At 39.2% G+C, this 21955-nt stretch carries 27 protein-coding genes; 17 read left to right on the top strand and 10 right to left on the bottom strand.

All coding sequences use genetic code 11. The annotated features are described in order from the left end of the window. The first annotated feature begins 100 nt into the window (after nt 1-100). Nucleotides 101-376, top strand: coding sequence for a YutD family protein (locus tag C0966_RS18275; protein WP_003352176.1), 276 nt, complete (start codon nt 101-103; stop codon nt 374-376). 68 nt (nt 377-444) lie between these two features. Here C0966_RS18275 and C0966_RS18270 read toward each other — a convergent pair whose 3' ends face one another. Together C0966_RS18270 and C0966_RS18265 are read right to left on the bottom strand one after the other, a co-directional pair. Further along, complete coding sequence (locus C0966_RS18270) at nt 445-750, bottom strand: cytosolic protein (protein ID WP_274857099.1); 306 nt, start codon at nt 748-750, stop codon at nt 445-447. A 57-nt stretch (nt 751-807) separates the two neighbouring features. Then, nucleotides 808-1074 (bottom strand): DUF3055 domain-containing protein, encoded by a 267-nt coding sequence (locus tag C0966_RS18265; protein ID WP_274857098.1) that lies wholly within the window; start codon nt 1072-1074, stop codon nt 808-810. Nucleotides 1075-1589: 515 nt separating this feature from the next. On the opposite strand from C0966_RS18265, the gene C0966_RS18260 reads away from it, so the two are divergent. Both C0966_RS18260 and C0966_RS18255 read left to right on the top strand, forming a co-directional pair. Beyond that, on the top strand, nt 1590-2027 hold the full coding sequence (locus C0966_RS18260; RefSeq protein WP_274857097.1) for a DUF86 domain-containing protein: 438 nt from the start codon (nt 1590-1592) through the stop codon (nt 2025-2027). 81 nt (nt 2028-2108) lie between these two features. Next, the gene (locus tag C0966_RS18255) at nt 2109-2876 is read left to right on the top strand and encodes a TIGR01457 family HAD-type hydrolase (protein WP_274857096.1); all 768 of its coding nucleotides are present in this window, start codon (nt 2109-2111) and stop codon (nt 2874-2876) included. A gap of 156 nt (nt 2877-3032) precedes the next feature. Here the strand turns inward: C0966_RS18255 and C0966_RS18250 are convergent, their stop codons facing one another. Continuing rightward, the gene (locus C0966_RS18250) at nt 3033-3536 is read right to left on the bottom strand and encodes a phosphatidylglycerophosphatase A family protein (RefSeq protein WP_274857095.1); all 504 of its coding nucleotides are present in this window, start codon (nt 3534-3536) and stop codon (nt 3033-3035) included. 256 nt (nt 3537-3792) lie between these two features. Here C0966_RS18250 and yutH point away from each other — a divergent pair, with 256 nt between their 5' ends. The 4 genes from yutH to thrB all read left to right on the top strand — a co-directional run bounded on the left by yutH (nt 3793) and on the right by thrB (nt 8277). Beyond that, nucleotides 3793-4800, top strand: a complete 1008-nt coding sequence (gene yutH / locus C0966_RS18245) for a spore coat putative kinase YutH (RefSeq protein WP_274857102.1) — start codon at nt 3793-3795, stop codon at nt 4798-4800. A gap of 206 nt (nt 4801-5006) precedes the next feature. Beyond that, nucleotides 5007-6305 (top strand): homoserine dehydrogenase, encoded by a 1299-nt coding sequence (locus tag C0966_RS18240; RefSeq protein ID WP_274857094.1) that lies wholly within the window; start codon nt 5007-5009, stop codon nt 6303-6305. After that, nucleotides 6302-7363: a threonine synthase gene (thrC, locus tag C0966_RS18235; RefSeq protein WP_274857093.1), complete on the top strand. Its 1062-nt coding sequence runs from the start codon at nt 6302-6304 to the stop codon at nt 7361-7363. Before C0966_RS18240 ends, thrC begins: the two co-directional genes overlap by 4 nt. Continuing rightward, on the top strand, nt 7360-8277 hold the full coding sequence (thrB, locus tag C0966_RS18230) for a homoserine kinase (RefSeq protein ID WP_274857092.1): 918 nt from the start codon (nt 7360-7362) through the stop codon (nt 8275-8277). Before thrC ends, thrB begins: the two co-directional genes overlap by 4 nt. 64 nt (nt 8278-8341) lie before the next feature. Here the strand turns inward: thrB and C0966_RS18225 are convergent, their stop codons facing one another. Beyond that, nucleotides 8342-8578 carry a NifU family protein gene (locus C0966_RS18225; protein WP_003349548.1) on the bottom strand — a complete coding sequence of 79 codons (237 nt, stop codon included), beginning with the start codon at nt 8576-8578 and terminating at the stop codon, nt 8342-8344. Nucleotides 8579-8769: 191 nt separating this feature from the next. Here C0966_RS18225 and C0966_RS18220 point away from each other — a divergent pair, with 191 nt between their 5' ends. Next, nucleotides 8770-9096, top strand: coding sequence for a YuzD family protein (locus C0966_RS18220; RefSeq protein WP_274857091.1), 327 nt, complete (start codon nt 8770-8772; stop codon nt 9094-9096). 208 nt (nt 9097-9304) lie between these two features. Here C0966_RS18220 and C0966_RS18215 read toward each other — a convergent pair whose 3' ends face one another. Further along, nucleotides 9305-9847, bottom strand: a complete 543-nt coding sequence (locus C0966_RS18215) for an IseA DL-endopeptidase inhibitor family protein (RefSeq protein WP_274857090.1) — start codon at nt 9845-9847, stop codon at nt 9305-9307. A gap of 271 nt (nt 9848-10118) precedes the next feature. Next, nucleotides 10119-11186 (bottom strand): NAD(P)/FAD-dependent oxidoreductase, encoded by a 1068-nt coding sequence (locus C0966_RS18210; RefSeq protein WP_274857089.1) that lies wholly within the window; start codon nt 11184-11186, stop codon nt 10119-10121. Nucleotides 11187-11649: 463 nt separating this feature from the next. Here C0966_RS18210 and C0966_RS18205 point away from each other — a divergent pair, with 463 nt between their 5' ends. Then, entirely contained in the window at nt 11650-11889 is a 240-nt protein-coding gene (locus C0966_RS18205) for a YuzB family protein (protein ID WP_003352190.1), read from the top strand. A 223-nt stretch (nt 11890-12112) separates the two neighbouring features. On the opposite strand, the gene C0966_RS18200 is transcribed toward C0966_RS18205, so the two are convergent. Next, nucleotides 12113-12802: a DUF2225 domain-containing protein gene (locus C0966_RS18200; protein WP_274857088.1), complete on the bottom strand. Its 690-nt coding sequence runs from the start codon at nt 12800-12802 to the stop codon at nt 12113-12115. 222 nt (nt 12803-13024) lie between these two features. Here C0966_RS18200 and C0966_RS18195 point away from each other — a divergent pair, with 222 nt between their 5' ends. Next, nucleotides 13025-13387: a HesB/IscA family protein gene (locus tag C0966_RS18195; RefSeq protein WP_003352192.1), complete on the top strand. Its 363-nt coding sequence runs from the start codon at nt 13025-13027 to the stop codon at nt 13385-13387. Between the two features lie 88 nt (nt 13388-13475). Here the strand turns inward: C0966_RS18195 and C0966_RS18190 are convergent, their stop codons facing one another. After that, the gene (locus tag C0966_RS18190; RefSeq protein WP_274857087.1) at nt 13476-14471 is read right to left on the bottom strand and encodes an NAD(P)/FAD-dependent oxidoreductase; all 996 of its coding nucleotides are present in this window, start codon (nt 14469-14471) and stop codon (nt 13476-13478) included. Nucleotides 14472-14846: 375 nt separating this feature from the next. Between C0966_RS18190 and C0966_RS18185 the strand changes: the two genes are divergently transcribed. The 4 genes from C0966_RS18185 (at nt 14847) to C0966_RS18170 (ending at nt 17959) form a co-directional block, all read left to right on the top strand. Continuing rightward, a complete protein-coding gene (locus C0966_RS18185; protein ID WP_274857086.1) occupies nt 14847-16061 on the top strand; it encodes an NAD(P)/FAD-dependent oxidoreductase in 1215 nt (404 codons plus the stop codon). Between the two features lie 79 nt (nt 16062-16140). Beyond that, a complete protein-coding gene (locus C0966_RS18180; protein WP_274857085.1) occupies nt 16141-16632 on the top strand; it encodes an NUDIX domain-containing protein in 492 nt (163 codons plus the stop codon). A 94-nt stretch (nt 16633-16726) separates the two neighbouring features. Continuing rightward, the gene (locus tag C0966_RS18175; protein WP_274857084.1) at nt 16727-17050 is read left to right on the top strand and encodes a YuiB family protein; all 324 of its coding nucleotides are present in this window, start codon (nt 16727-16729) and stop codon (nt 17048-17050) included. Nucleotides 17051-17245: 195 nt separating this feature from the next. Beyond that, on the top strand, nt 17246-17959 hold the full coding sequence (locus tag C0966_RS18170) for a 3D domain-containing protein (RefSeq protein WP_274857083.1): 714 nt from the start codon (nt 17246-17248) through the stop codon (nt 17957-17959). A 78-nt stretch (nt 17960-18037) separates the two neighbouring features. On the opposite strand, the gene C0966_RS18165 is transcribed toward C0966_RS18170, so the two are convergent. Next, a complete protein-coding gene (locus C0966_RS18165) occupies nt 18038-18820 on the bottom strand; it encodes a cobalamin-binding protein (RefSeq protein WP_274857082.1) in 783 nt (260 codons plus the stop codon). A gap of 9 nt (nt 18821-18829) precedes the next feature. After that, on the bottom strand, nt 18830-19309 hold the full coding sequence (locus tag C0966_RS18160; RefSeq protein ID WP_274857081.1) for a divergent PAP2 family protein: 480 nt from the start codon (nt 19307-19309) through the stop codon (nt 18830-18832). 137 nt (nt 19310-19446) lie between these two features. On the opposite strand from C0966_RS18160, the gene C0966_RS18155 reads away from it, so the two are divergent. From C0966_RS18155 to C0966_RS18145, 3 genes are all read left to right on the top strand, one after another. Continuing rightward, nucleotides 19447-19827, top strand: a complete 381-nt coding sequence (locus C0966_RS18155) for a DUF309 domain-containing protein (RefSeq protein ID WP_274857080.1) — start codon at nt 19447-19449, stop codon at nt 19825-19827. A gap of 60 nt (nt 19828-19887) precedes the next feature. Then, nucleotides 19888-21390, top strand: a complete 1503-nt coding sequence (locus C0966_RS18150; RefSeq protein ID WP_274857079.1) for a leucyl aminopeptidase — start codon at nt 19888-19890, stop codon at nt 21388-21390. 191 nt (nt 21391-21581) lie between these two features. Beyond that, nucleotides 21582-21779: a hypothetical protein gene (locus tag C0966_RS18145; RefSeq protein ID WP_274857078.1), complete on the top strand. Its 198-nt coding sequence runs from the start codon at nt 21582-21584 to the stop codon at nt 21777-21779. Nucleotides 21780-21955 lie beyond the last annotated feature (176 nt).

The raw sequence follows: 21955 nt of genomic DNA, 5'->3' as shown, positions 1-21955 counted from the left end.
TCAATACTAGAATGACCAGAGGTTTGCTTTTTTCTCTTAGTAATTGATGGTGAATCAGTTATAATTTAATTAAGGAATTCTCAGCAAAAGAGGTGAAAGAATGATTTGTATTAACAATGTTTGCTATGAAGTAATAGAAGATAATCGAAATGGTTTCAATGAGGAAGCTTTCCGTGCAAGATACACTGATATATTGACAAGATACGATTATATCGTAGGGGACTGGGGCTATGGCCAGCTCCGGTTAAAAGGGTTTTTCGATGATCAAAACCAAAAAGCTACTTTTGATACAAAAATCAGTACATTAACTGAATATTTATATGAGTTTTGCAACTTTGGCTGTGCTTATTTTGTGGTGAAAAAAGTAAAAAGATAAAGTGGAAAGGGGCTTGTATAAGGAGGGCCCCTTTCTAAAATCTTCGCTTTATTTTTTCCGATGTTATTTTATTTTTTATCAAACGAGCTGTTATTGGAAGTGTATGGCTGTTCTTCGTTTTTATCCGGATCGTCGTGGGGCGGGTGAGCTCCTTCCATTTGTCTGGGCAAGTTCTGGTGAAGCGATTTAAATACATAGTTATAGGCACTATAGTATCGCTGCCCCTCTTTCCAAGGGGTGCTTTTGTTTTCAACAGGCTTATCTTTCCCGCGCGGTGAACCGTAAGCTCCCTCAGGCAGCGACTCCGGCACAAGATAATTTCTTTGTGTTTCTACATTGGAAAAATCGGTATATGTTTCCTTTTCTTTATCCATTTATATCACCTCATCATTATTATTTTCGCTGCCAGCAAAAATAATGATGAGAAAAAATTAGATGATTTCATAAAGGAAAGAGCGCATTTCTTCTGCATCTTCTTCTGAAAGTTGAAATGCGTATTCTAAATAACCTTCCTCATCGAGATCATCAGGGCCAATAATGGCAAACCGGTTGCCCTGCATATCGAGCACAAGGTGTTTGCCGTAATGCCCTCCCGTTTGAATAATCGCCAAATCAAAACGCTGGTTTTCTCCCATAAAACTTACAAAACGCGTCTTCGTATCTTCAGTATCATCATATAAGAAAAAACGATTTGTCATTATTAATTCCTCCGATTTTTAGAACAAATTTAAAAAATTCGACCGGAACTTGCGATCCAAAAATCATGTACTTTGCTTCTTTGTCATTTTAACACAATGAGGGGCAGTTCCCGTACCAAAAAAATAGCTTATTATGGTAGAATTGAAATAGCATTTCACGCTTGCTTCTGAGAGAAATGAAACAAATGCTCTGTCAATTGATTGAAGTTTGTACATAACCGTCATTTTACACCGGAAATTGACAGATAAATAAAAAAATTACTGCTCGAGGCGGAGCGATGCCTTCAAGATGCTTTTCCAATGCTTAAACCGGTGTTTCACATGGGATATATGTTTGTGGATAAAAGGAATTTTTCAATTGGGAAGCGGTTTATAAGGCCCATCAGAAAGCTCTTGTTATGGCTGACAAAAAGTTCGGTTTGAATTTCAAGAGTATTCATTACGCCCGGCCAAAACTATTAAAGAAAGAAGACCTTGTTTCATTTATAGAACACGTCTGAAAGGGTGGCATGGAAATGTATTTTGTGGACAGGGAAAAAATTGGCGAGACTTTGTTTTTTTTTGAACGGCAGCTCTCTTTATTGGCAGACAAAAAAGATTGGGCGACTGATTATGAAAAAGCAGCCCTGGAACGGATCGCGCATAACATTATCGAAGCGATTTTAGATGTGGGAAATGCTATGATAGACGGCTTTATTATGCGTGATCCGGGAAGTTATGAAGATATCGTCGACATTTTAACTGATGAGAAAGTCATTACAGAAAAAATGAGTGAAAGTTTAAAAAAGATTATTATTTTCCGTAAAAGGCTTGTTCAGCAATATACCGATGTACGTCATGAAGAGCTGCAAAAAGAGTTTACAGCGCAATTGCCGGAGTTGAAGCTTTTTGCTCCAAAGGTAAGAGAGTATTTGGAAAATGAACTGGGACCGGTGTCAGCGTTTAAAAATTAGCAGCTAATTGAGAACGAGCATGAGCCACTATGTTTGCAAGTACTTTTTTATTTAAAAAAAATTCAGGTAGGAGTGATAATTTTGAAATCTTATAAAGGATATTTAATTGATCTTGACGGAACAATGTACCGTGGTACAGAACTCATTAAAGAAGCTGCTGATTTTGTGAAAAAATTGCGGGATAAAAAGATTCCCTATTTATTTGTTACAAATAATTCAACAAGAACACCGGCGCAAGTTGCAGAAAAACTGCGTGATTTTGGTATACCGGCTGAAGAAAATCTTGTATTTACAACTAGCCAAGCGACAGCAAATTATATTTATGAATTGAAAAACGATGCTTCCGTATATGTGATCGGGGAAGAAGGGATCCGAACAGCGATTGAGGAAAAAGGGCTGCAATTTGGCGGTGAACATGCTGATTTTGTCGTAGTAGGACTTGATCGTTCAATCAGTTACGAAAAATTAGCGGTGGCTTGTTTGGCGGTAAGAAATGGAGCAACATTTATTTCTACAAATGGAGATATTGCACTTGTAACTGAAAGAGGCTTGCTGCCTGGGAATGGAGCTATCACTTCTGTCATTGCTGTTTCAACGCAAACACAACCGATTTTTATCGGAAAGCCGGAGTCGATTATAGTGGAACAGGCTTTAAGGGTGCTTGGAATAGATAAAGAGGATACTTTAATGGTCGGGGATAATTATGATACAGACATATTAGCCGGCATGAATGCAGGGATGGATACATTGCTTGTTCATACAGGGGTTACAACAAAAGAGCATTTAAAACGCTATGAAAAACAACCAACATATGTCGTTGATTCCCTTGACCAATGGGAAATTTTATAAAAAAGGATGGAGACGAACTCCATCTTTTTTTGTCTAACTCCAGCGCCTAGGCCCTCGAGGTCGCTTCGGTCCTGCCAATGAAGTCAAAAAGCGACTTCACTGGCAGGACCTCCAGCGCTTGTCGGGCCTAATCGAGGCGCTTGCTTTTTTCTAATTTTATTCCGCATTCGCTGCCCGATGGGCTAAACGGCTTGAAGCGGCTGCTGCGATTGCGCCCACAATGTCATCTAAGAAGGTGTTGCACTTCCCTGATGATTTATCATTTAATTCTTTTAAAATCCCCGGTTTTTGTTTATCGATATAACCGTAGTTAGTAAAGCCAATCGAACCGTAAACATTTACAATTGCAAACGCTAAAATCTCGTCAATACCGTATAACCCTTCGTCTGTTGCAATAATTGTTTGCAAAGGCTCCTCCAGCATTCCTTTTTCTGCCATTATGTCAAGCTGAATACCGGTTAAAATCGCATTTTGCACTTCGCGTTTGGATAAAACCCGCTCCACGTTTTGAATGCATTCTTCCATTTTTAAATTCGAGTGATATTTTTTTTGAAGAAAATAAACAAGTTCAGCAATATCCTGTACTTCGACTCCACGTTCATGGAGCCATTGCCGTGCTGTTTTCTCTGTCATATTAATCACTTTCTTTTCATCCTTCATATGCTTCACCTTTTTCTGTATATTTTCCCTTTATATATATTGCAATATCTTATAATATGCTCAAATAATCAAGATAAGAGCTAATGAGAATAGTTCTCTTTTCATGATATTTCAAAAGGTGTTTCTAGTTCATTTTAACAGAAAGTTCAAATAATTGAATAATGAAATGCTTGATAACCAGAACCTGAACACAAGTTTTGATTTTTCCGTTCATATATATGAACAGAAACAGAAGCAGTTTGAAGAGAGGAGGAACATCGTGAAGCAGCTGCTCGAACAGCAATATGGTATTGTAACCGAAGAAGAGGTCAGAATGGGGATCTATAAAGCCTTTAAAAGAAGCGATGAAGTCTATATGATCATTCCGACTGGAAATATCGAAAACGAAGAGTTGTCAGAGCTTGAACAAATTGCTTTGCATCTTATGAATAAAGGCGACAGACATGTGGCAGCGTTTGTTCATACAAAAGAAGGAGCGTTAACGTCCAAGTGGAATGAGGAAAATGTTTGTGTTCTTCTGGCGCGAAATGTTCAGCCTTCAAAAAAAATAAGTCCGGGCAGAAAACTCGCGAAACTGCATTACCGGGGCAGATCGATTCCGTTTCAAGTGAAGAAAATCAGCAGAATCGGGCAATGGAAGCAGCTCTGGGAACAAAGGCTCGATCAAATGGAAAGGGTTTGGAAAGAAAAGTTATTCCAGCAGCCGGAAAACGAATTTGAAAAAATGTTTTTAGAATCGTTTCCTTATTACATGGGACTAACGGAAAATGCTATTCAATATTTGGTTGATACCGAGTTAGACGATGAGCCCATGGCTTCAGACGGCGGAACAGTCTGCCATGAAAGATTTTCAGAGGCCCTCTGGACGAGCCACTATTGTAAAAATCCATTTGAGTGGGTTTTTGACCATTCAAGCAGGGATATTGCGGAATGGATTAGGGAACGGTATTTTGCCAATATAAAAACGTATGAACCGGATGTCAAACAATTTATAAACGATTATCAATCAGTAAGCCCGTTATCTTCTTTCTCCTGGAGGCTTTTATTTTCAAGAATCTTGTTCCCTCTTCATTTTTATGAGTGTGTTGAGAGTTATTATATCACGAATTCCGAACAGCAAAGACACATGCTGGAAGACCATTTTTTGAAATTTCTATCTCAGTCAGGCGAATACGAGCGGTTCCTCGGAAACTTTTATCAGCTTGCGAAAGTTCCCGTTCAAAAATATAGGATTCCACTGCCTGAATGGTTAGCGAGACCGTGATCTTAATCTTTATAAATAAAGAGGGGAGTACTTTTTTCAAAAAATTTTTTTATTTACAAAAAACTTCGAAATAAACATATAGTAAGCGTTTTCACGAGAAAAAACCTCCTTATTTACCTATTGAAAAAAGTGGCAACTACAAATATAATGTCTACTATATACAAACAAATGTGCACAATAGGTGAACAAAACGGAGGGGAAAGAGTGTGGAAGCAATCCAAGTTGGCTTGTTAGGATTAGGCACCGTTGGATCGGGTGTAGTAAAAATCATTAAAAATCATCAGGACAAATTAATGCATCAAGTAGGCTGTCCTGTAAAGGTGAAAAAAATTCTTGTTCAGGATTTAAATAAAAAAAGGGATGTAGAAGTTGATTCAGTACAGTTAACGACAAATGCGGATGATATTTTGCAAGATCCTGAAATTGATGTCGTTATCGAAGTGATGGGCGGAGTAGAACAGACAAGGAACTATCTGCTTAAAGCCTTATCAGAGAAGAAGCATGTTGTGACAGCCAATAAGGATTTGATGGCCGTTTACGGATCAGAGCTTTTGACCGCAGCTTCCGCAAACGGATGTGATCTATTTTATGAGGCCAGTGTAGCGGGCGGAATACCAATTTTAAGAAGTTTAGTAGACGGTCTCGCTTCTGACCGAATTACAAAAATGATGGGCATTGTGAACGGTACGACGAACTACATTTTAACGAAAATGAGCAAGCATGGAAGTGCCTATGAAGAAGTGTTGAAAGAAGCACAGGAATTAGGATATGCGGAGGCAGATCCTGCTTCCGACGTTGAAGGCCTCGACGCTGCGAGAAAAATGGCCATACTTGCAACCCTCGGATTTTCCATGAAAATTGACCTGGACGATGTAAAAGTAGAGGGAATTACAAGAATTACCGAAGAAGATATCCAGTATGGCAAGCAATTAGGATATACGATGAAATTGATCGGAATTGCCCACCGCGAGGGAGAAAAAGTAGAAGTAAGTGTTCAGCCGACTTTGCTTTCGGATTCTCATCCACTTGCTTCGGTAAACGATGAATATAATGCGGTTTATGTCTACGGAGAAGCCGTCGGTGAAACGATGTTCTACGGTCCGGGGGCAGGAAGCCTCCCAACGGCCACTGCCGTTGTTTCCGACCTTGTAGGAGTCATGAAAAATATGCGTCTTGGCGTAAATGGAGCGAACGCTGTCACTCCGCAATATCAAAAGAAGTTAAAAGGGCCGGATGAAATCTATTCCAAATTCTTTTTAAGGCTTCAAGTAAAAGACGAGGTAGGGGTTTTTGCAAATATTACATCCATATTCTCAGAGCATTCGGTTAGTTTTGAGAAAATTCTTCAGATGCCGTTAAAGGAAAAAGGACTGGCAGAAGTTGTGCTTGTTACACACCAGGCATCTCTTCAAGACTATGAAGATATTTTAGTGAAATTAAGAGATTTAAATGCAATTCATGAAATAAAAAGTTCGTATCGGGTTGAAGGGAGTGCAAGAATATGAGATGGCCCGGCTTACTTGCAGCATATAAAGAATATTTGCCGATTACTGACAAAACGCCAGACTTAACATTGAATGAAGGAAATACCCCGTTAATCAGGCTTGAAAATCTCTCGAAGGAATGGGGAGTTGACCTGTACGTAAAGGTAGAAGGAGCAAATCCGACTGGTTCATTTAAAGACCGCGGAATGGTGATGGCTGTCGCCAAAGCAAAAGAAGCTGGAAGCAATACAGTGATTTGCGCTTCAACAGGAAATACATCCGCCTCTGCCGCAGCGTATGCAGCAAGGGCAGGAATGCGCTGCATAATCGTTATTCCTGAAGGGAAAATTGCAATGGGAAAAGTGGCGCAAGCGGTCATGTATGGTGCAGAAATTCTTTCGATTCAAGGGAACTTTGATGATGCGCTTAAAATGGTGAGAAACATCAGCGAGAAAGAACCGGTGACACTTGTCAATTCAGTTAATCCTTACCGCCTTGAGGGGCAAAAAACAGCCGCATTTGAAGTATGCGATCAGCTGGGAGAGGCACCTGACATATTAGCCATCCCGATTGGAAATGCAGGAAATATCAGTGCATATTGGAAAGGATTTAAAGAATACAATGCAAAAAAAGGGCATAAACTCCCTAAAATGCATGGTTTTGAGGCGGAAGGCGCCGCTGCGATCGTTCATAACCGTGTTTTTGAAAATCCGGAAACAATTGCTACAGCGATTCGAATTGGCAATCCCGCGAGCTGGCATCTTGCTGTCGATGCTGCTAAAGAATCAAATGGAAAAATCGATGAAGTCAGCGATGAAGAAATTTTGATTGCATACAGAAAATTGGCCTCTGCAGAAGGAATTTTTGCAGAACCGGCATCATGTGCTTCCTTGGCAGGGATTTATAAACAGCTTCGAAATGGTGAAATTGAGCAGGGAACAAGAATTGTTGCTGTCCTGACAGGAAATGGTTTAAAGGACCCGAATACAGCTATTGATTGCAGCCCGGTTAAGCCTGTTCTTCTCCCGAATGATGAAGAAGCTCTTAGGGATCATATCAAGGGAGTTGTCCATCAATGAACGAGGATGAAATGGTCCTCATCCGGGTCCCTGCCAGTACAGCCAACTTGGGACCTGGGTTTGACTCGGTTGGATTAGCTTTAAATCTTTATTTAACCATTGAAGCGGAGATAAGCAGCAAATGGGAGATCATTTTCCTTACCGAAGAACTGCAATCCCTCCCAACAGATGAGACAAATTTTATCAGCCAGACAGCGATTTATACAGCGTCTCTTTTTCAGCGCCAGATGCCTCCATGCCGGTTAAAAGTAAAAAGCGGCATTCCGCTTGCAAGAGGACTTGGATCTAGTGCGGCAGCAATCGTAGCCGCAATCGAGTTAGCTGATGTGGTGTGCCAATTATCGTTATCGAAACAGGAAAAGCTTGAAATTGCATCAAGAATTGAAGGGCACCCTGATAATGTAGGAGCCTCGCTATTTGGAGGACTTGTCATTGGCCAGCAAACAGCGGAAGAAGTAAATTGCGCTGTATTTTCCAATATTTCATTTGATGTTGTCGCAGTGATACCGAAAGAAGAATTATTAACGAAGGATTCCCGCGGCGTTTTGCCGGACCAGCTGTCATTTCAAGAAGCTGTCCAGGCAGGAGCAACCGCAAATCTGCTCGTTGCTTCTCTCATAAGCGGCGACTGGGAAATGGCCGGAAAAATGATGAGAAATGACTTGTATCATCAGCCATACCGCCGGAATCTTGTACCTCACCTTGGCTTGATTGAGAAGCATGCTTTAGATTTCGGAGCATTTGGCGTTGCTTTAAGCGGAGCAGGTCCTGCTGTGATTTGCTGCACAGAAACTGATAAAGGAGAAAGAACAGCTTCGTTATTAAAGGACTTGCTGCCGGATATGGAAGTGCTAAATCTGAAAATTGATCAGGTTGGAAGCAAAGTGACAACGGAAAAGTTATCTTGTTTATAAGAAAAAAAAAGCGATTTCGTTATTTGGCGAAATCGCTTTAAACATATTCTCAAAGAATATCATATTAGAATACTTGTTCTACTTCAACTACTCCGGGAACTTCTTCTAGAAGTGCGCGTTCGATTCCGGCTTTCAAAGTGATTGTTGAACTTGGGCAGCTTCCGCAAGCACCTAGTAAGCGAAGCTTAACAATGCCATCTTCAACATCCACTAGTTCGCAGTCTCCACCGTCACGAAGAAGAAATGGGCGCAATTTATCTAGTATTTCTTGTACTTGCTCTTTCATTTCTAGATCTGACATATTTAATCGACTCCTTTCCTAATTTTATTATAATTATATTCAAAGGAAAAATCCATTCATTAGAAATGGAAATCAATCCATAATGAACAAAATGGGATTGAAGTGCCTACCTGCATGTTTCTAACGGTTTTTTCAATGAAAAGGTGTTGTATAATAATAAAGGAGAACTTAATAAGGGGCGTGTGGGATGCGTGGAAAATAAAGAAGTGGAAATCATCGTATACGGGGCAGAACAGCTTTGTGCCAGCTGTGTGAACCTTCCTTCTTCAAAAGAAACGTTCGAATGGCTGGAAGCTGCAGTGGCAAGAAAGTTCCCTGATCAGCCGTTTAAAATTTCCTATGTCGATATATTTAACCCGCCGGAAGATGAAAACAAGAAAATCTTTGCCCGAAAAGTGATTGATCAGGATATGTTTTATCCAGTTGTGCTGATTGAAGATAAAATAGTTGGTGAAGGAAATCCAAGATTGAAAACTATTTTTGCAGAAATGGAAAAATACGGGTACCGGACGGAATAATGGGAGGTTACTGATCCGATTTTTGTTTAGGCAAAATTAATTTGAGGAAATTTTGAAAACAGGATGGAATTTTGGAAAAAGTTTAAATAATCTAGGAAAAAGTTAAGATCATTTTGGAAAACAGAGTGGAACATTGTAAGAACTTGAGAAAAAATAAAACCGTTTACGAATGCATGTAAACGGTTTTTGTATTGTGGATTGTGGCGCATTATCTTACAGCATCAAACGCATTTATTTGCCATTTATTTCTTACTTTAACGAAAGTAACTTTTCTTTTTTCATACTTTACTGGATTTCCGTATGGAACAGTAAACTCATATAAGCGAATGTCTTTTCTTTGATAAATTAACTTTGCTTTTGCTTTATCCCATTCAAGTAAACTTCCGCTGTCTGCATTAGGCAATGCAAGCTTACCATTGTATTCAATAAATCTGTACTTTTTAATTGCTTTGTCAATTGCGTTTAGGGTAAAAACTTCATTCAAATATTTAACAAGTTCCTCTTTAGTATCAAGTTCACTGCAGAAGTATCGATACTCAGTTCCTTTATAGATGAATGTTTTTGAAGGGCACTTTGAATTTTTTACTTTTTGAATGTGGCCGTTCATTGTGTCCCAATAGTGTTGACGAGCACTCAAGGCAAGTTTTATTGCTTGACTGCTTGTTAGATCACCTGTTGTTTTAGCTGAAGCACCAATACTAAAAGTCAACAAAACTACAGCAACCATTAGCAGTGAAAAAATTTTTTTCATTGTTTCTACCTCCCAATTTTTTTCACTTAAAAAGACGAATGTTCTACATAAATGTTACAAATATTTTAAATTTTTTTATAAAAAATTTGCAATCATTGGTAAACGAAATAGTAATCCTTTTTATTGAACAGAAAAAAGAGAGGGACAATAAACAAAGGGTCAGACCCCTTCAACACAATATATAGATAGATTAATAAAACCATCCTATATATTGTCATTATTGTAGGGATCAGACCCTTATGAGTCAGCCACTGTATGTTGATTTGTCATCTCATCCATTATGATACTTATACATCCACAGTACCCCTGATTTCAGCAGGCGGGGTACACGGCCTGTAATGGGGCGCTCTGCGACTAGGCCAAAACCGTGTTTTCTGCCAAGGGACCCGAGAATTCCTTTTAGTTTGATTGGCGGAAAACTTTCCGGCGGCTGTTCGCCGTTCCAACGTTTTAACAGAACTTGGACAATCTGTTCAGCCTGGGCTTCTGCTAGCTGGGCGCTCGGAGCATGAGGAAGGCTTGCACAATCGCCTACTACATAAACATGCTCGTCATTTGGGAGATTATGCTGAGGAGTTAGCACTACTCTGCCCTTTCTATCCTTTTCGACATCTAAATCCCTGACAACCTTATTCGGCTGAATGCCTGCAGTCCATACGATCGCATCACAATGAATAGGCTCGCCATGATTGAATAACACATTTTCTTCAACTCTCGTAATGTTTGCGTTATTCACAATTTCAACATTGTGATTGTCAAACCAGTTTTCCACATAAGTACTTAATCGTTTCGGGAAGGCTGACAATATATGGCTTCCCCTGTCAAATAATATAATGTGAAGATCTTTGCGGCTTTCGCTTAACTCGCTCGCCAACTCCACACCGCTTAATCCTGCCCCGACAATTGCGACAGTTGATCCCGGTTCAAGGTTATTAAGGGCCTGATATGTGCATCTCGATTTTTCAATGGACTGAATACTATAAGTATAAAGCTCGGCTCCAGGTACATTATGATATTTGTCTTCACAGCCAAGTCCAATCACGAGATCATCATATTGAACCGTTTCCTGATCTTTTAAAAATACCTTCTTTTCCTTAAGGTCAATTCCTGTAACTTCACCGAATTTAATATTTAATCGCGGATGTTCCGGAAATGGTACCCGGATGTGATGATCAGAGATTGTTCCCGCAGCAAGAGCGTAATACTCGGTTTTTAAACAATGGTATGGAACACGATCAATAAGTGTAATAGAAACATCCTCAGGCAAATGATTCGGCAATAGACGGTGAAGTATTCTCATGCCTCCGTAACCGCCGCCAAGCAAAACTAGATTTTTCATGCAAATAACCCCTTTTTTCTGTGATGGAAGCAGATAAGTATCTTCCAAATCCCCTTGTTTTTATAATGAAAAACGTGTTTATAGAAAAATACAGAATAATAGAAAAATGGCAAAGAAAAAAATGTTAACGTTTACATAGTAGCATAGATAGAGAGCTGCTTGTTTTTCTTTGATAAAAAACTAATAAATTGAATTTTTTCGTTAAAAATTTAATTCCATCATGAGTATAACGAAAATGTCACAAAATCACAACAATTTTGATGAAAAACTTGACAAGAACACACTCTTAGTGGTAATTGTATTTTTCAGTGTGTTCAAAGCTTTTCCAGGGTATATCATCCTTCCATAGATGAAAAAATTGATATCAGATCTAACTCTCAAGAATTCTTTGGCAACTCTAGCGAGGTGCTTGCGATTTTTCAGCAAAAATTGTAGCATTAACTTTTGTAGAGAGGTGAAGGAGATGATAAAGCCTATCATAGAGTTCTGCATCAGCAACTTGGCAAACGGCTCTCAAGCTGCTCTCGAACAGTTGGAAAGAGATCCGAACTTGGACATTATTGAATATGGTTGTCTCGGTTATTGCGGGAAATGTGCAGAACATTTATTTGCGCTTGTAAATGGTGAGATTGTTACCGGGGAAACTCCCGATGAGTTGGTAGAAAATATCTATCAATTCTTGGAGGAAAACCCGATGTACTGATAGAAAACGAGCATGAGTTTTAAACTCCCAACTCTAACATGTAAATAGATTTCATTATAAAACAGAACCAACATAATAAAGCGGTGTGAGCGAAGCTAAGCTCTAAATATTTACAAAGCTAAACAAGTATCATGTTAAAGATAAGTTCCCATTTCTATCTTTGTTAGCGTAGCTCCGCCCCTTTTCCACATAAAAAGGATGGCCAACTGTGTAGCCGTCCTTTTTATGCATTTTTTTGAAGTTTTCTTATCTCATGCCATCTGTCTCTAGCCATTTCAACAATTTTTGTATCAACAGTCCGGCTCTGTTTTTCGATGACTTTTGAAAAAAATTGAGTTGCTTGTCCGATATTATGTGTTCTTCTCGAAAGCTCCCCGATTAAATAGAGAATTTTGATTTCCGATACTTGAGTTCTTTGAAAATCACCAGTTGAGTACGATTCCATGTATTCACTAATCGCAAGTTTCATAAACCGCTGTTCTTGCATCTCATCATTTATAGACCGATACAGCCATGCAAGCCGCATATACATTCCGGCAACAAAAATGTGTTTTTCCTTTTTTAAAGTAGCACAATATGCAGCAAGCTTATACGTTTTAATCGAATCAATCACTGTTCTCTTATGACCAAAATTTTGCGGCGCCCACTGCTTGCAAATTTTCTCTGTAATTTCTTCTTTTGTACCAGGAGGAAAATATGGTGAAGAATCATCAGAAAATGAGAAGCCGCAATGAGGGCAAACATTAATAAAGTAAAGGATGGGATTGTTTTCATCTGATTCATAAACAGGACGGAAGTCAGAATCGTAGTCTTTTACTTTGACAAACCGGGAACGGACTTTTTTAGTGGAGAACGTATTTTTGCACATCATGCATTGATAAGTTTTGTTGTAAAGAGGCGTGAGTTCGGCCATTATATCACCTTCTTGATATGCTTATAGTTCTAGATGCTTATGTTGTTACTTTGATTATACAGTATATGTATGAAAAAAGGACTAGGTTTTCGAGAAAAGTGTGCCAGAATTGGTAAATCATAAACCGTTATTTTTCTGCAAGTTAACATAGTTGAGTACTGTAACCTTACTGTATATACTATAAATAATAGAAGTTACTTTTTAGAAAGGCGGGAAAACAAGATGCAAGACGTTCTTGTGATTACGGAAGCAGCAGCGTTTCAAATAAAGGATATGATGAAGCAAAATGAAGAGGAAGGCGCTTTTTTAAGGGTTGCAGTTAAGGGCGGAGGTTGCAGCGGCCTCTCATATGGAATGGGTTTTGAGCATGAGCCGGCAAATGAGGATATCCAATTTGAACAGCACGGCATTAAGATTGTTGTTGACAAAGAAAGCGCCATGATATTGAATGGAACAAAAATTGATTACAAACAGTCGTTAATGGGCGGCGGTTTTACCATCGACAATCCAAATGCGATCGCTTCCTGCGGCTGTGGTTCATCATTCCGCACAGCAACAGTGGCCGGCACTCCGGAAGAGTGTTAATCCAGATCCAAAAAAATCCCCGACGATATGAAAATCTCGGGGATTTTTGTTTTTTTCTGAGGCTGCTCTGACCGGGATTTCCGCTTTTCTAGTTAAACATCGAAGTACTGTGCATTGGCTGTACTCTTGCTTTTGGATCGATATAGGCTTTTGCGTTATTAACTGCAGTTGGAGCTTCTCCAAATCCGCAAGCAATAAGCTTCACTTTTCCATCATAAGTACAAATGTCCCCTGCTGCATAAATACCCGGGATATTTGTTTCCATCTTTGAGTTAACTACTATCGAATTCTTTTCGATTGTTAATCCCCATTCCTTGATAGGGCCAAGGGATGATACGAAACCAAAATTAACGATTACGGAATCAACATCAATGACTTCTTTTTCTTCTCCGTTTGCTGCTTGGATAACAACCTGCTTAATTTGGTCTCCGTCGCCGATTAACTCTGCAGGAACATACGGAGTCTTAATTTCAACTTTTGAATTTTTCAAGTTTTCAACACTATGCTCATGAGCACGGAATTTGTCGCGGCGGTGAACAATTGTAACCTTTTCCGCGATTGGTTCTAACATCAATGCCCAGTCAACGGCAGAGTCTCCCCCTCCAAATACAACTACCTTTTGACCAGCAAATTGATTTAGATCATCAATGAAGTAATGAAGGTTTTTTCCTTCATATTGCCCAGCGTTGTCAAGTTCCAGGCGACGAGGCTGGAATGCGCCGTTTCCGGCAGTAATGATGATTGTTTTGGAATAATGGACTTCCTTGTTGGTTGTTAATTTAAAAATTCCATCAGGTTGTTTTTCCAGCTTTTCTACCGATTGCTCAAGAACGACAGTGGGATGGAACTTCGCCATTTGCTCTTTCAAATTGTTTATGAGTTCCTGGGCACGGATTTTAGGAAAACCGGCAACATCGTATATGTATTTTTCCGGATACAAGGCAGATAATTGCCCCCCGAGCTGAGGCAAACTTTCAATAATTTTTACGGAAGCTTGTCGCATGCCGCCATAAAAAGCAGTAAATAAACCTGTGGGACCGCCGCCAATAATCGTAATATCATATACTTTTTGATCTTCTTGCACTCCATATCCCCCAATCTATGTAGTAAACATTTGTTTTTTATTTATATCACAAATGAAAAAAATCCTCAATTGATAAATTAGGAAATATAATGTAATAATATATAGGAAGAAACTTTAAAATCAAATAATTTTCATAATATTCTTAATCTTTAAAAAATATAAAAATTGCTTGATAATCGTCGATAAAACTAATATTATGTTGTTATGGAATTATGTTAATATTTATTGACAATTTTGTAACGTTTTTTTGAATTTCTTCGTGAAGCAAATCACAAACTTTTTCTTTGTTCTCAAAAAATATATTATAAAAATTTGAGGGAGATAAGAAAAAGTGCTCGACCATGGAAAATTTTAATAAAGGGGAAGTGATACACTTTGAGAAAGCCAAAAATCGTAATTTTAGGTGCTGGATATGGTGGATTAGTTACAACGACTCGACTTCAAAAGCTTGTCGGGGTCAATGAAGCAGAAATCATCCTCGTCAACAAAAATGAATACCATTATGAAACAACATGGCTGCATGAAGCATCTGCAGGTACTTTGCATCATGATCGCGTTCGCTACGATATTAAGGATGTAATCGACCGTAATAAGGTTAATTTTATCAAAGGCACTGCTGTGGAAATTAAGACTGCTGAAAATAAAGTGCTTCTTGAGGACCGCGAACTTGAATATGATTATTTAGTCGTTGCTGTTGGCGGCGAATCTGAAACTTTCGGCATTAAAGGGATGAAAGAATATGCGTTCTCAATTTCTAATGTGAATGCTGCGAGACGAATCCGCGAGCATATTGAATATCAGTTTGCAACTTATAACACTGAAGCGGAAAAGAAAGATGAACGTTTAACAATTGTTGTAGGCGGAGCAGGTTTTACAGGAATTGAGTTTTTAGGCGAATTAGTAAACCGTGTTCCTGAACTATGCCGTGAATATGATGTTGACTTTGATAAAGTAAAAATACTTTGTGTTGAAGCAGCTCCAACGGCTCTTCCAGGCTTTGATCCTGAGCTTGTTAAGTATGCTATGTCAAGACTAGAGAGCAAAGGAGTCGAGTTCCGAATTGGTACTCCTATCAAAGAATGTACGCCTGATGGAATCATTGTCGCAAAAGGTGAAGAAGAAGTTGAGGAAATTAAAGCCGGCACTGTTGTCTGGGCAGCTGGTGTAAGAGGAAACGCTATTATTGAAAAATCCGGATTCGAAGCGATGCGCGCCCGTGTAAAAGTCGAGCCTGACTTAAGAGCGCCTGGACATGACAATGTGTTTATCATCGGTGATTGCTCTTTAATCATTAATGAAGAAATTAATCGACCATACCCTCCTACTGCTCAAATTGCGATGCAGCAAGGTGAAGTTTGTGCAAGAAATCTTGTGGCATTAATTCGTAATAAAGAGCTTGAGGCATTTAAACCAGATATTAAAGGAACAGTATGTTCTTTAGGTGATGATGATGCAATTGGTATTGTATTTGGCAAGAAAATGGTCGGCACCAGAGCTTCATTTATGAAGAAAATGGTCGATAATCGTGCGCTATACAAGATTGGCGGTGCGTCACTCGTATTGAAAAAAGGAAAATTTAAAGTATTTTAATTTATTCGGTTATGGCAGACTTAAAGACGGTCTGCTCTTTTTTTGTTAAAAATATGACAAGCACTTAATGGGAGGCCATATGGGAGAAAATAAAAGGGGCAATGTTTGGCTTGGAGTATCGGGCTTGGTTACGAATAAAGCCGGGGAATGGCTCGTCGTTAAGAAAAAGTACGGCGGGCTTAAAGGGAAATGGTCCCTCCCTGCAGGTTTTGTAGATGCCAATGAAACGGCCGATGAAGCAGCCATCCGTGAGGTATTTGAGGAGACCGGGATTAAGTGCGAATTAGTCGGGATGATCGGCTTGCGCACAGGGGTGATTAGAGGAGAAATAAGCGATAATATGATCCTTTTTTTGCTGGAGCTGAAAAATGAACAGACGATCAAAATACAGGAGAATGAACTGCTCGATGCAAAGTTTATGAATCCGGAGAAACTGATTAACCAAACGGAAGAAACCTCTGTTCTTCTTCAATACCTTCTGAATTTATCAGAAACTTCGGCGAAACCTTTAATCGATGGAATTAATCCGGGAAATCAATTCGGATATACATCCTATAAATTATTTTTATAAATTGCGAAAATTTAATAATAATAGAGAATAAATTTGACTCCCTAAAGCTCCGTTTAGTACACTAAAAGTTGATGGCTTGAGGGAGGAGTAACCGATGAAACTGACAATTGTAACATTAATCATATCAATGCTTTTATTTTTTGTCTTATTTTTTGGAATCGGTTTTTTGTTAAATATGCTTCTGAGAATGTCTTGGATCATGGCGATTATTTATCCGATCGTTGCGATTTTTATTGTAGATAATGTCCGATTTATCGAGTATTTTACAAACTTCAGGGAAACAATCGCTGAATTAGGAAGGCGAATTGCAAATCTTGCGGTTGCTGATGTATTAATCTTAAGCAGCGGCCTTGCAGGAGCTATTCTTGCCGGCATTACGATCAAATTGCTCAGGAAAAAAGGATATCGAATGTTCTAGAAAAGTTTTCACCTTTTGTGTGAAAGCTTTTTTCATTTTACTGCTCTTTTGACTAAAATTTATTACAAATTAAGAATTAATGAGTTACATAAAATATGAGTCTGCCGATTCGTATTGTTCATTTTTTCCTCCTGAGATGAATATTTGTCGAAATTATTGGAGATGAATAGTCTTGGGAGGAGTGAAAATATTTTTATGAATGGAATAAAAAAATGGACGAGACGTTTCATGATGTCAGTGTTATTTTCAGCAGCGTTATTAACGACATTCCAATCATTTTCCGGTGTGAAAGCAATGTCGATTGTTTCAATTATTTTTTCTGGCAATGGACAAGATGAGGAAGCTGAAAATACTTTTCATGATCATGAAATGAAACCTATTGGACCCGCGTTAAAATTTATTAATAGGATCGCCCGGCATAAGCTGCAACTCTCATCTAGTGAAGCGGCAGCGGGTACTCCGCAGAAGCTGGAAGAAGCGTTTGACTGGTCGAAATATCCAAAGAAAACCGTTGTTGCTACAGGGTATACAGCCGGGTATGAATCTACCGGGAAAAACCCCGATCACCCTGCGTATGGGATTACTTATTCAGGTGTAAAGGTGAAACGGGATTTATTCTCGACAGTGGCAGCAGACCTAAATGTATTCCCGATTGGAACAATCCTTTTTGTTCCGGGATACGGTTATGGTGTAGTAGCAGACAAAGGCGGGGCCATTAAAGGGAACGAACTTGATCTTTATTATGACACCGTGGATGATGTTTATAACCAATGGGGAAAGCAAACACTTGATGTTTATATCGTAGAAATTGGTGATGGAACACTGACCGAGCAGGATTTATTAAAGCTGAACGAAAATGAATCAATGCAAGTTTTTCGCCAGCAATATATAAAAACGGAAAGAAAGTAATATGGTATCCATAAATGAAACTACATAGAAAAACCATTTAAAAACAAACAGGCATTTCCTTATGGGAGTGCCTGTTTGCTATTCAGCTTGTTTAGCTGTTAAGAGAGACAGCAGTTTTTCTGCTCCTTCCAAAAGACGGGGAGAAGGTCTGCAAAACAGTTCTTCTTCTAAAACGAAAACATTTCCTTGCTTTACCGCTTTTAAATCCTTCCATCCCGGGCGCTTTAACAAAATTTCCGGTTTCACTTTTTCCGTCCGGACTCCTACCCAGGCTAGGCATATATAATCAGGGTTTCGTTCATAAACGTCTTGCCAATCCGTTTGTACACTGGCTAATTCAATATCTTGAAATAGATTCGTTGCGCCGACCAATTCGCTTATTTCTGTCAGCCAGTTCAACTTTCCCGGTGTAAAAACAGGCTTCGGCCACCATTCCCAGTAAAGGGAAGGACGCTTTTCGTGAACGGTTCCTGCTTTCTTTTTTAATTCCTCGATTCTCGATTGGAATTTTTTTGCGGCCTCTAATCCTCTCTCCGGCTCATTTAAAGCTTTTCCGGTTACCACAAGATCATTTTGAATGTCAGAAAGACTCTGTGGATTTAATATAATATGAGGGATTTTCCGCTTTTTAAGCTCTTCTACGTTCTTTTCCATTCCGGGAACACTTAATGACGCAATGACAAGGTCTGGGTTCAACTCTTCGACCATATCCATATTGATGGATAAATCAGGTCCAAGTCTCGGCAGATGACGAACCTCCCCAGGCCAATCGGAATAATCATCGACTCCAATCAGCTGATCAGCCAGACCTAAATATCCAAGAACTTCAGTGTTGCTTGGGCATATTGAAATAACTTTCATTCATATCACCTATTTCGAAATGATATAGTGCAATACCAGTGTTAAAAGGATGCCTGTCAGCCCGCCGAAAAAAACTTCGATCGGTTTATGGCCTAACAGTTCTTTTAATTCCTTTCGTTTTTCGTGTTCATGTTTTTTTTGCCAGACCTTTGCTTCTTCCAAGAATCTATTAAAATCGGCTACAAGCTTATTTAAGACGACCGCGTGTTCGCCTGCCTGTCTTCGGACCCCGGTAGCGTCAAACATCGTGATAATCGCAAAAACGGTTGAAACAGCAAAAATGCTGGAATTTAAGCCTGTTTCAAGTGCAATCCCCGTTGATAAAGCTGTGACAGCAGCGGAATGGGAGCTTGGCATACCGCCTGTGCTTGTTATGAGCGACCAATTAAGTCTTTTTGTTGCAATGAATTGGATGGGCACTTTCATAAATTGTGCGAAAAAAATCGCAGCAATTGAGGCCCATAATGGAAAATTAAAGAATAATTCCATTCGGAAACCACCTTTTGCTATTTCATTTTTTACCTGTTTGGGATACGAAAAAATATAAGTGCGTTACAAAGTTTGATAAGATATTAAAACATTCGATATTTCTTGTTAATATACCTTTTGGAAGGGTGAGCCTTGAAATGATCAATTATCCGATCGAGTATTATGAATTTTTTGTCAGTTTCAATGAAGGTGACTACTATACATGCCACGATCTTCTTGAAGAGATGTGGATGACTGATAAAAATAATTTATTTTTAAAAGGCTTGCTGCAAATGAGTGTAGCCATCTATCATTATGAGTATGGAAATATAAAAGGGGCACGCCACATGATGAAAGCAGCTCATCAATATTTGCAAGAGTATCGCCCGTCTTATTGGGGATTAGATTTGGAAGAGGTGAATCATTTTATCGAACAATGTTTATTTATTATACCAGATGGAATTGACAAAGTCTCATATAACAATATAAGTTCCCTTCCAAAACTTCCGGACCTTTATTTATATTTACAAGATATTTAGAAATTCGAAATATCAGTATTGATTCGATATAATAGAACATATTATTTAGGGGTGAAAAGAATGTTTCAAATGAAAAAAGAAATCGATTTTACAAACGAGCATGAAAGTCTCGTCATTGGTATATTTGATAAGCCAACAATATTTGATGGAAAATTGGCTGATTTAGACAAGTTTTTTGAAGGCCAATTAACCGGACTAGCAAAAAGCGGGGATATTTCAGCAAAGAAAAAAGCCATTTCCATCATACATACTTTCGGAAAAGCCGGGGCAAAAAGATTAATTTTTGTGGGCTTAGGAAACGAAAAGAAATTCAGCTTTGAATTTCTTAGAGAAGCACTCGGAAGAACGTTTAAGAAAATAAAGGCTGCCAAGCTGGGTGAAACAGCGATTTTTCTTGATTCATTTACAGCAGGGTCCGTTGACGTACAAGATGCCGCCCATGCTGTAAGTGAGGCATTTGCCCTTGCCACGTATCAATTTAATGGCTATAAACAGAAATCCAATGACCCTGAAATCAAGATTGAAACCATTACTGTTTATGCCGGGGCAGCGGATGAGAATGAAATCAAGGCTTCTCTAACGGTGGGATATGTGTACGGTAAAGGAACAAATTCAGCACGCACGCTTGTAAACATGCCGGGAAACATGCTTACTGCAACAGAAATGGCAAACTATGCAAAAGAATTGGCTGCAAAATATAATTTTGAAGTGGAAATATTAGAGAAAGAAGATATGATCAAGCTTGGAATGGGCGCGCTTCTAGCTGTCAATCAAGGATCTGCTGAACCTCCGAAAATGATCGTTTTGAAATATCAGGGCAAGGACGAATGGAAAGATGTGATTGGACTTGTCGGCAAAGGAATTACCTTTGATACTGGAGGATACTCGCTAAAACCGAAAGATGGAATTGTCGGCATGAAAACCGATATGGGCGGAGCTGCAGCCGTCTTAGGTGCAATGGAAATCATCGGAGAATTGAAGCCGGAACAAAACGTGGTGGCCGTGATTCCATCAACCGATAACATGATAAGTGGTTCTGCATTAAAGCCGGATGATGTGATTACCTCGATGAGCGGAAAAACGATTGAAGTGTTAAATACCGATGCGGAAGGGCGCCTCGCTTTGGCTGATGCAGTGACATATGCGAAGCAACAAGGAGCAGATTATTTAGTGGATGTCGCAACCCTTACCGGCGGAGTCATTATTGCCCTTGGTACAGAAACGACGGGTGCGTTGACGAACAATGAAGCATTTTTTGAGCAAGTTCTTGAAGCATCTTTTGAAGCAGGTGAACCGATCTGGCGCCTTCCACTCTTTGAGCGGGATAAAGAAAGAGTGCGAAGCAGCAAGATTGCCGATCTAAATAACTCTCCAGGGAGAGAAGGGCATGCAATCATGGGAGGTGCCTTTGTCGGCGAATTTGCTGAAGACACCCCGTGGGTGCACTTAGATATTGCCGGAACAGCAACGACGAATAAGGAACATGACCTTGGACCATCCGGCGCAACAGGTGTCATGACCCGTACATTGGCATTGCTTGTTGAGCGGTTTGAAACATTATAAGACAATGAAACGAAAAAGTGGCGGAAATCGAACGTTTTTCAAAGTTTAAAACTTTATAGGATGAAATCAACCCCGAAGCACGTGTGTTTCGGGGTTTTTCTATAAATCCTGTACATTTGCCCAATCCAAAATTTGTACAAATGCATATTCAGTAATGTAGGGCAGTGCAGAATGAAAAGGAGGTTACCCGGATGTATGATTATAGAATTCCGTATGGACCCGGCAGAAGAGGATTTTTCTTTGGAGGACCGTTCTTTGGAGCGCCGTTTCTTGGAGGGCTCTTAGGAGGACTTGCGGCAGGAGCGCTTTTTTATCCTCGGCCATACTACTATCCGTCATATCCTTACTATCCACCTTATTATGGATATGGAGGCGGATATCCATTTTAATGTTAATATAATAAATGAAAAAAGCTCTCTGAATGCAGAGAGCTTTTTAAATGTTTTTCTTATCATTACACCTTTATCAATATATTCATGCGAACTTATACACATTCATTACTATCTCTATAAAAAATTGATCCTGATTATGATTTTTAATAAAGGAAAATAGGAAATGATCATAG

It is taken from the genome of Bacillus methanolicus, assembly GCF_028888695.1.
Lineage (GTDB): Bacteria > Bacillota > Bacilli > Bacillales > Cytobacillaceae > Bacillus_Z > Bacillus_Z methanolicus_B.
This window is presented reverse-complemented; position numbering and strand designations above follow the sequence as displayed.

Excerpts from the sequence above, each read along its gene's own strand:
- C0966_RS18270 (WP_274857099.1), bottom strand. The coding sequence starts at position 750 with ATGGATAAAGAAAAGGAAACATATACCGATTTTTCCAATGTAGAAACA.
- C0966_RS18160 (WP_274857081.1), bottom strand. The coding sequence starts at position 19,309 with ATGGAATTATTCTTTAATTTTCCATTATGGGCCTCAATTGCTGCGATT.
- C0966_RS18265 (WP_274857098.1), bottom strand. The coding sequence starts at position 1,074 with ATGACAAATCGTTTTTTCTTATATGATGATACTGAAGATACGAAGACG.
- C0966_RS18205 (WP_003352190.1), top strand. The coding sequence starts at position 11,650 with ATGATAAAGCCTATCATAGAGTTCTGCATCAGCAACTTGGCAAACGGC.
- C0966_RS18180 (WP_274857085.1), top strand. The coding sequence starts at position 16,141 with ATGGGAGAAAATAAAAGGGGCAATGTTTGGCTTGGAGTATCGGGCTTG.
- C0966_RS18200 (WP_274857088.1), bottom strand. The coding sequence starts at position 12,802 with ATGGCCGAACTCACGCCTCTTTACAACAAAACTTATCAATGCATGATG.
- thrB (WP_274857092.1), top strand. The coding sequence starts at position 7,360 with ATGAACGAGGATGAAATGGTCCTCATCCGGGTCCCTGCCAGTACAGCC.
- C0966_RS18250 (WP_274857095.1), bottom strand. The coding sequence starts at position 3,536 with ATGAAGGATGAAAAGAAAGTGATTAATATGACAGAGAAAACAGCACGG.
- C0966_RS18195 (WP_003352192.1), top strand. The coding sequence starts at position 13,025 with ATGCAAGACGTTCTTGTGATTACGGAAGCAGCAGCGTTTCAAATAAAG.
- C0966_RS18145 (WP_274857078.1), top strand. The coding sequence starts at position 21,582 with ATGTATGATTATAGAATTCCGTATGGACCCGGCAGAAGAGGATTTTTC.
- C0966_RS18170 (WP_274857083.1), top strand. The coding sequence starts at position 17,246 with ATGAATGGAATAAAAAAATGGACGAGACGTTTCATGATGTCAGTGTTA.
- C0966_RS18150 (WP_274857079.1), top strand. The coding sequence starts at position 19,888 with ATGTTTCAAATGAAAAAAGAAATCGATTTTACAAACGAGCATGAAAGT.
- C0966_RS18260 (WP_274857097.1), top strand. The coding sequence starts at position 1,590 with ATGTATTTTGTGGACAGGGAAAAAATTGGCGAGACTTTGTTTTTTTTT.
- C0966_RS18175 (WP_274857084.1), top strand. The coding sequence starts at position 16,727 with ATGAAACTGACAATTGTAACATTAATCATATCAATGCTTTTATTTTTT.
- C0966_RS18165 (WP_274857082.1), bottom strand. The coding sequence starts at position 18,820 with ATGAAAGTTATTTCAATATGCCCAAGCAACACTGAAGTTCTTGGATAT.
- thrC (WP_274857093.1), top strand. The coding sequence starts at position 6,302 with ATGAGATGGCCCGGCTTACTTGCAGCATATAAAGAATATTTGCCGATT.
- C0966_RS18275 (WP_003352176.1), top strand. The coding sequence starts at position 101 with ATGATTTGTATTAACAATGTTTGCTATGAAGTAATAGAAGATAATCGA.
- C0966_RS18225 (WP_003349548.1), bottom strand. The coding sequence starts at position 8,578 with ATGTCAGATCTAGAAATGAAAGAGCAAGTACAAGAAATACTAGATAAA.
- C0966_RS18215 (WP_274857090.1), bottom strand. The coding sequence starts at position 9,847 with ATGAAAAAAATTTTTTCACTGCTAATGGTTGCTGTAGTTTTGTTGACT.
- C0966_RS18155 (WP_274857080.1), top strand. The coding sequence starts at position 19,447 with ATGATCAATTATCCGATCGAGTATTATGAATTTTTTGTCAGTTTCAAT.
- C0966_RS18210 (WP_274857089.1), bottom strand. The coding sequence starts at position 11,186 with ATGAAAAATCTAGTTTTGCTTGGCGGCGGTTACGGAGGCATGAGAATA.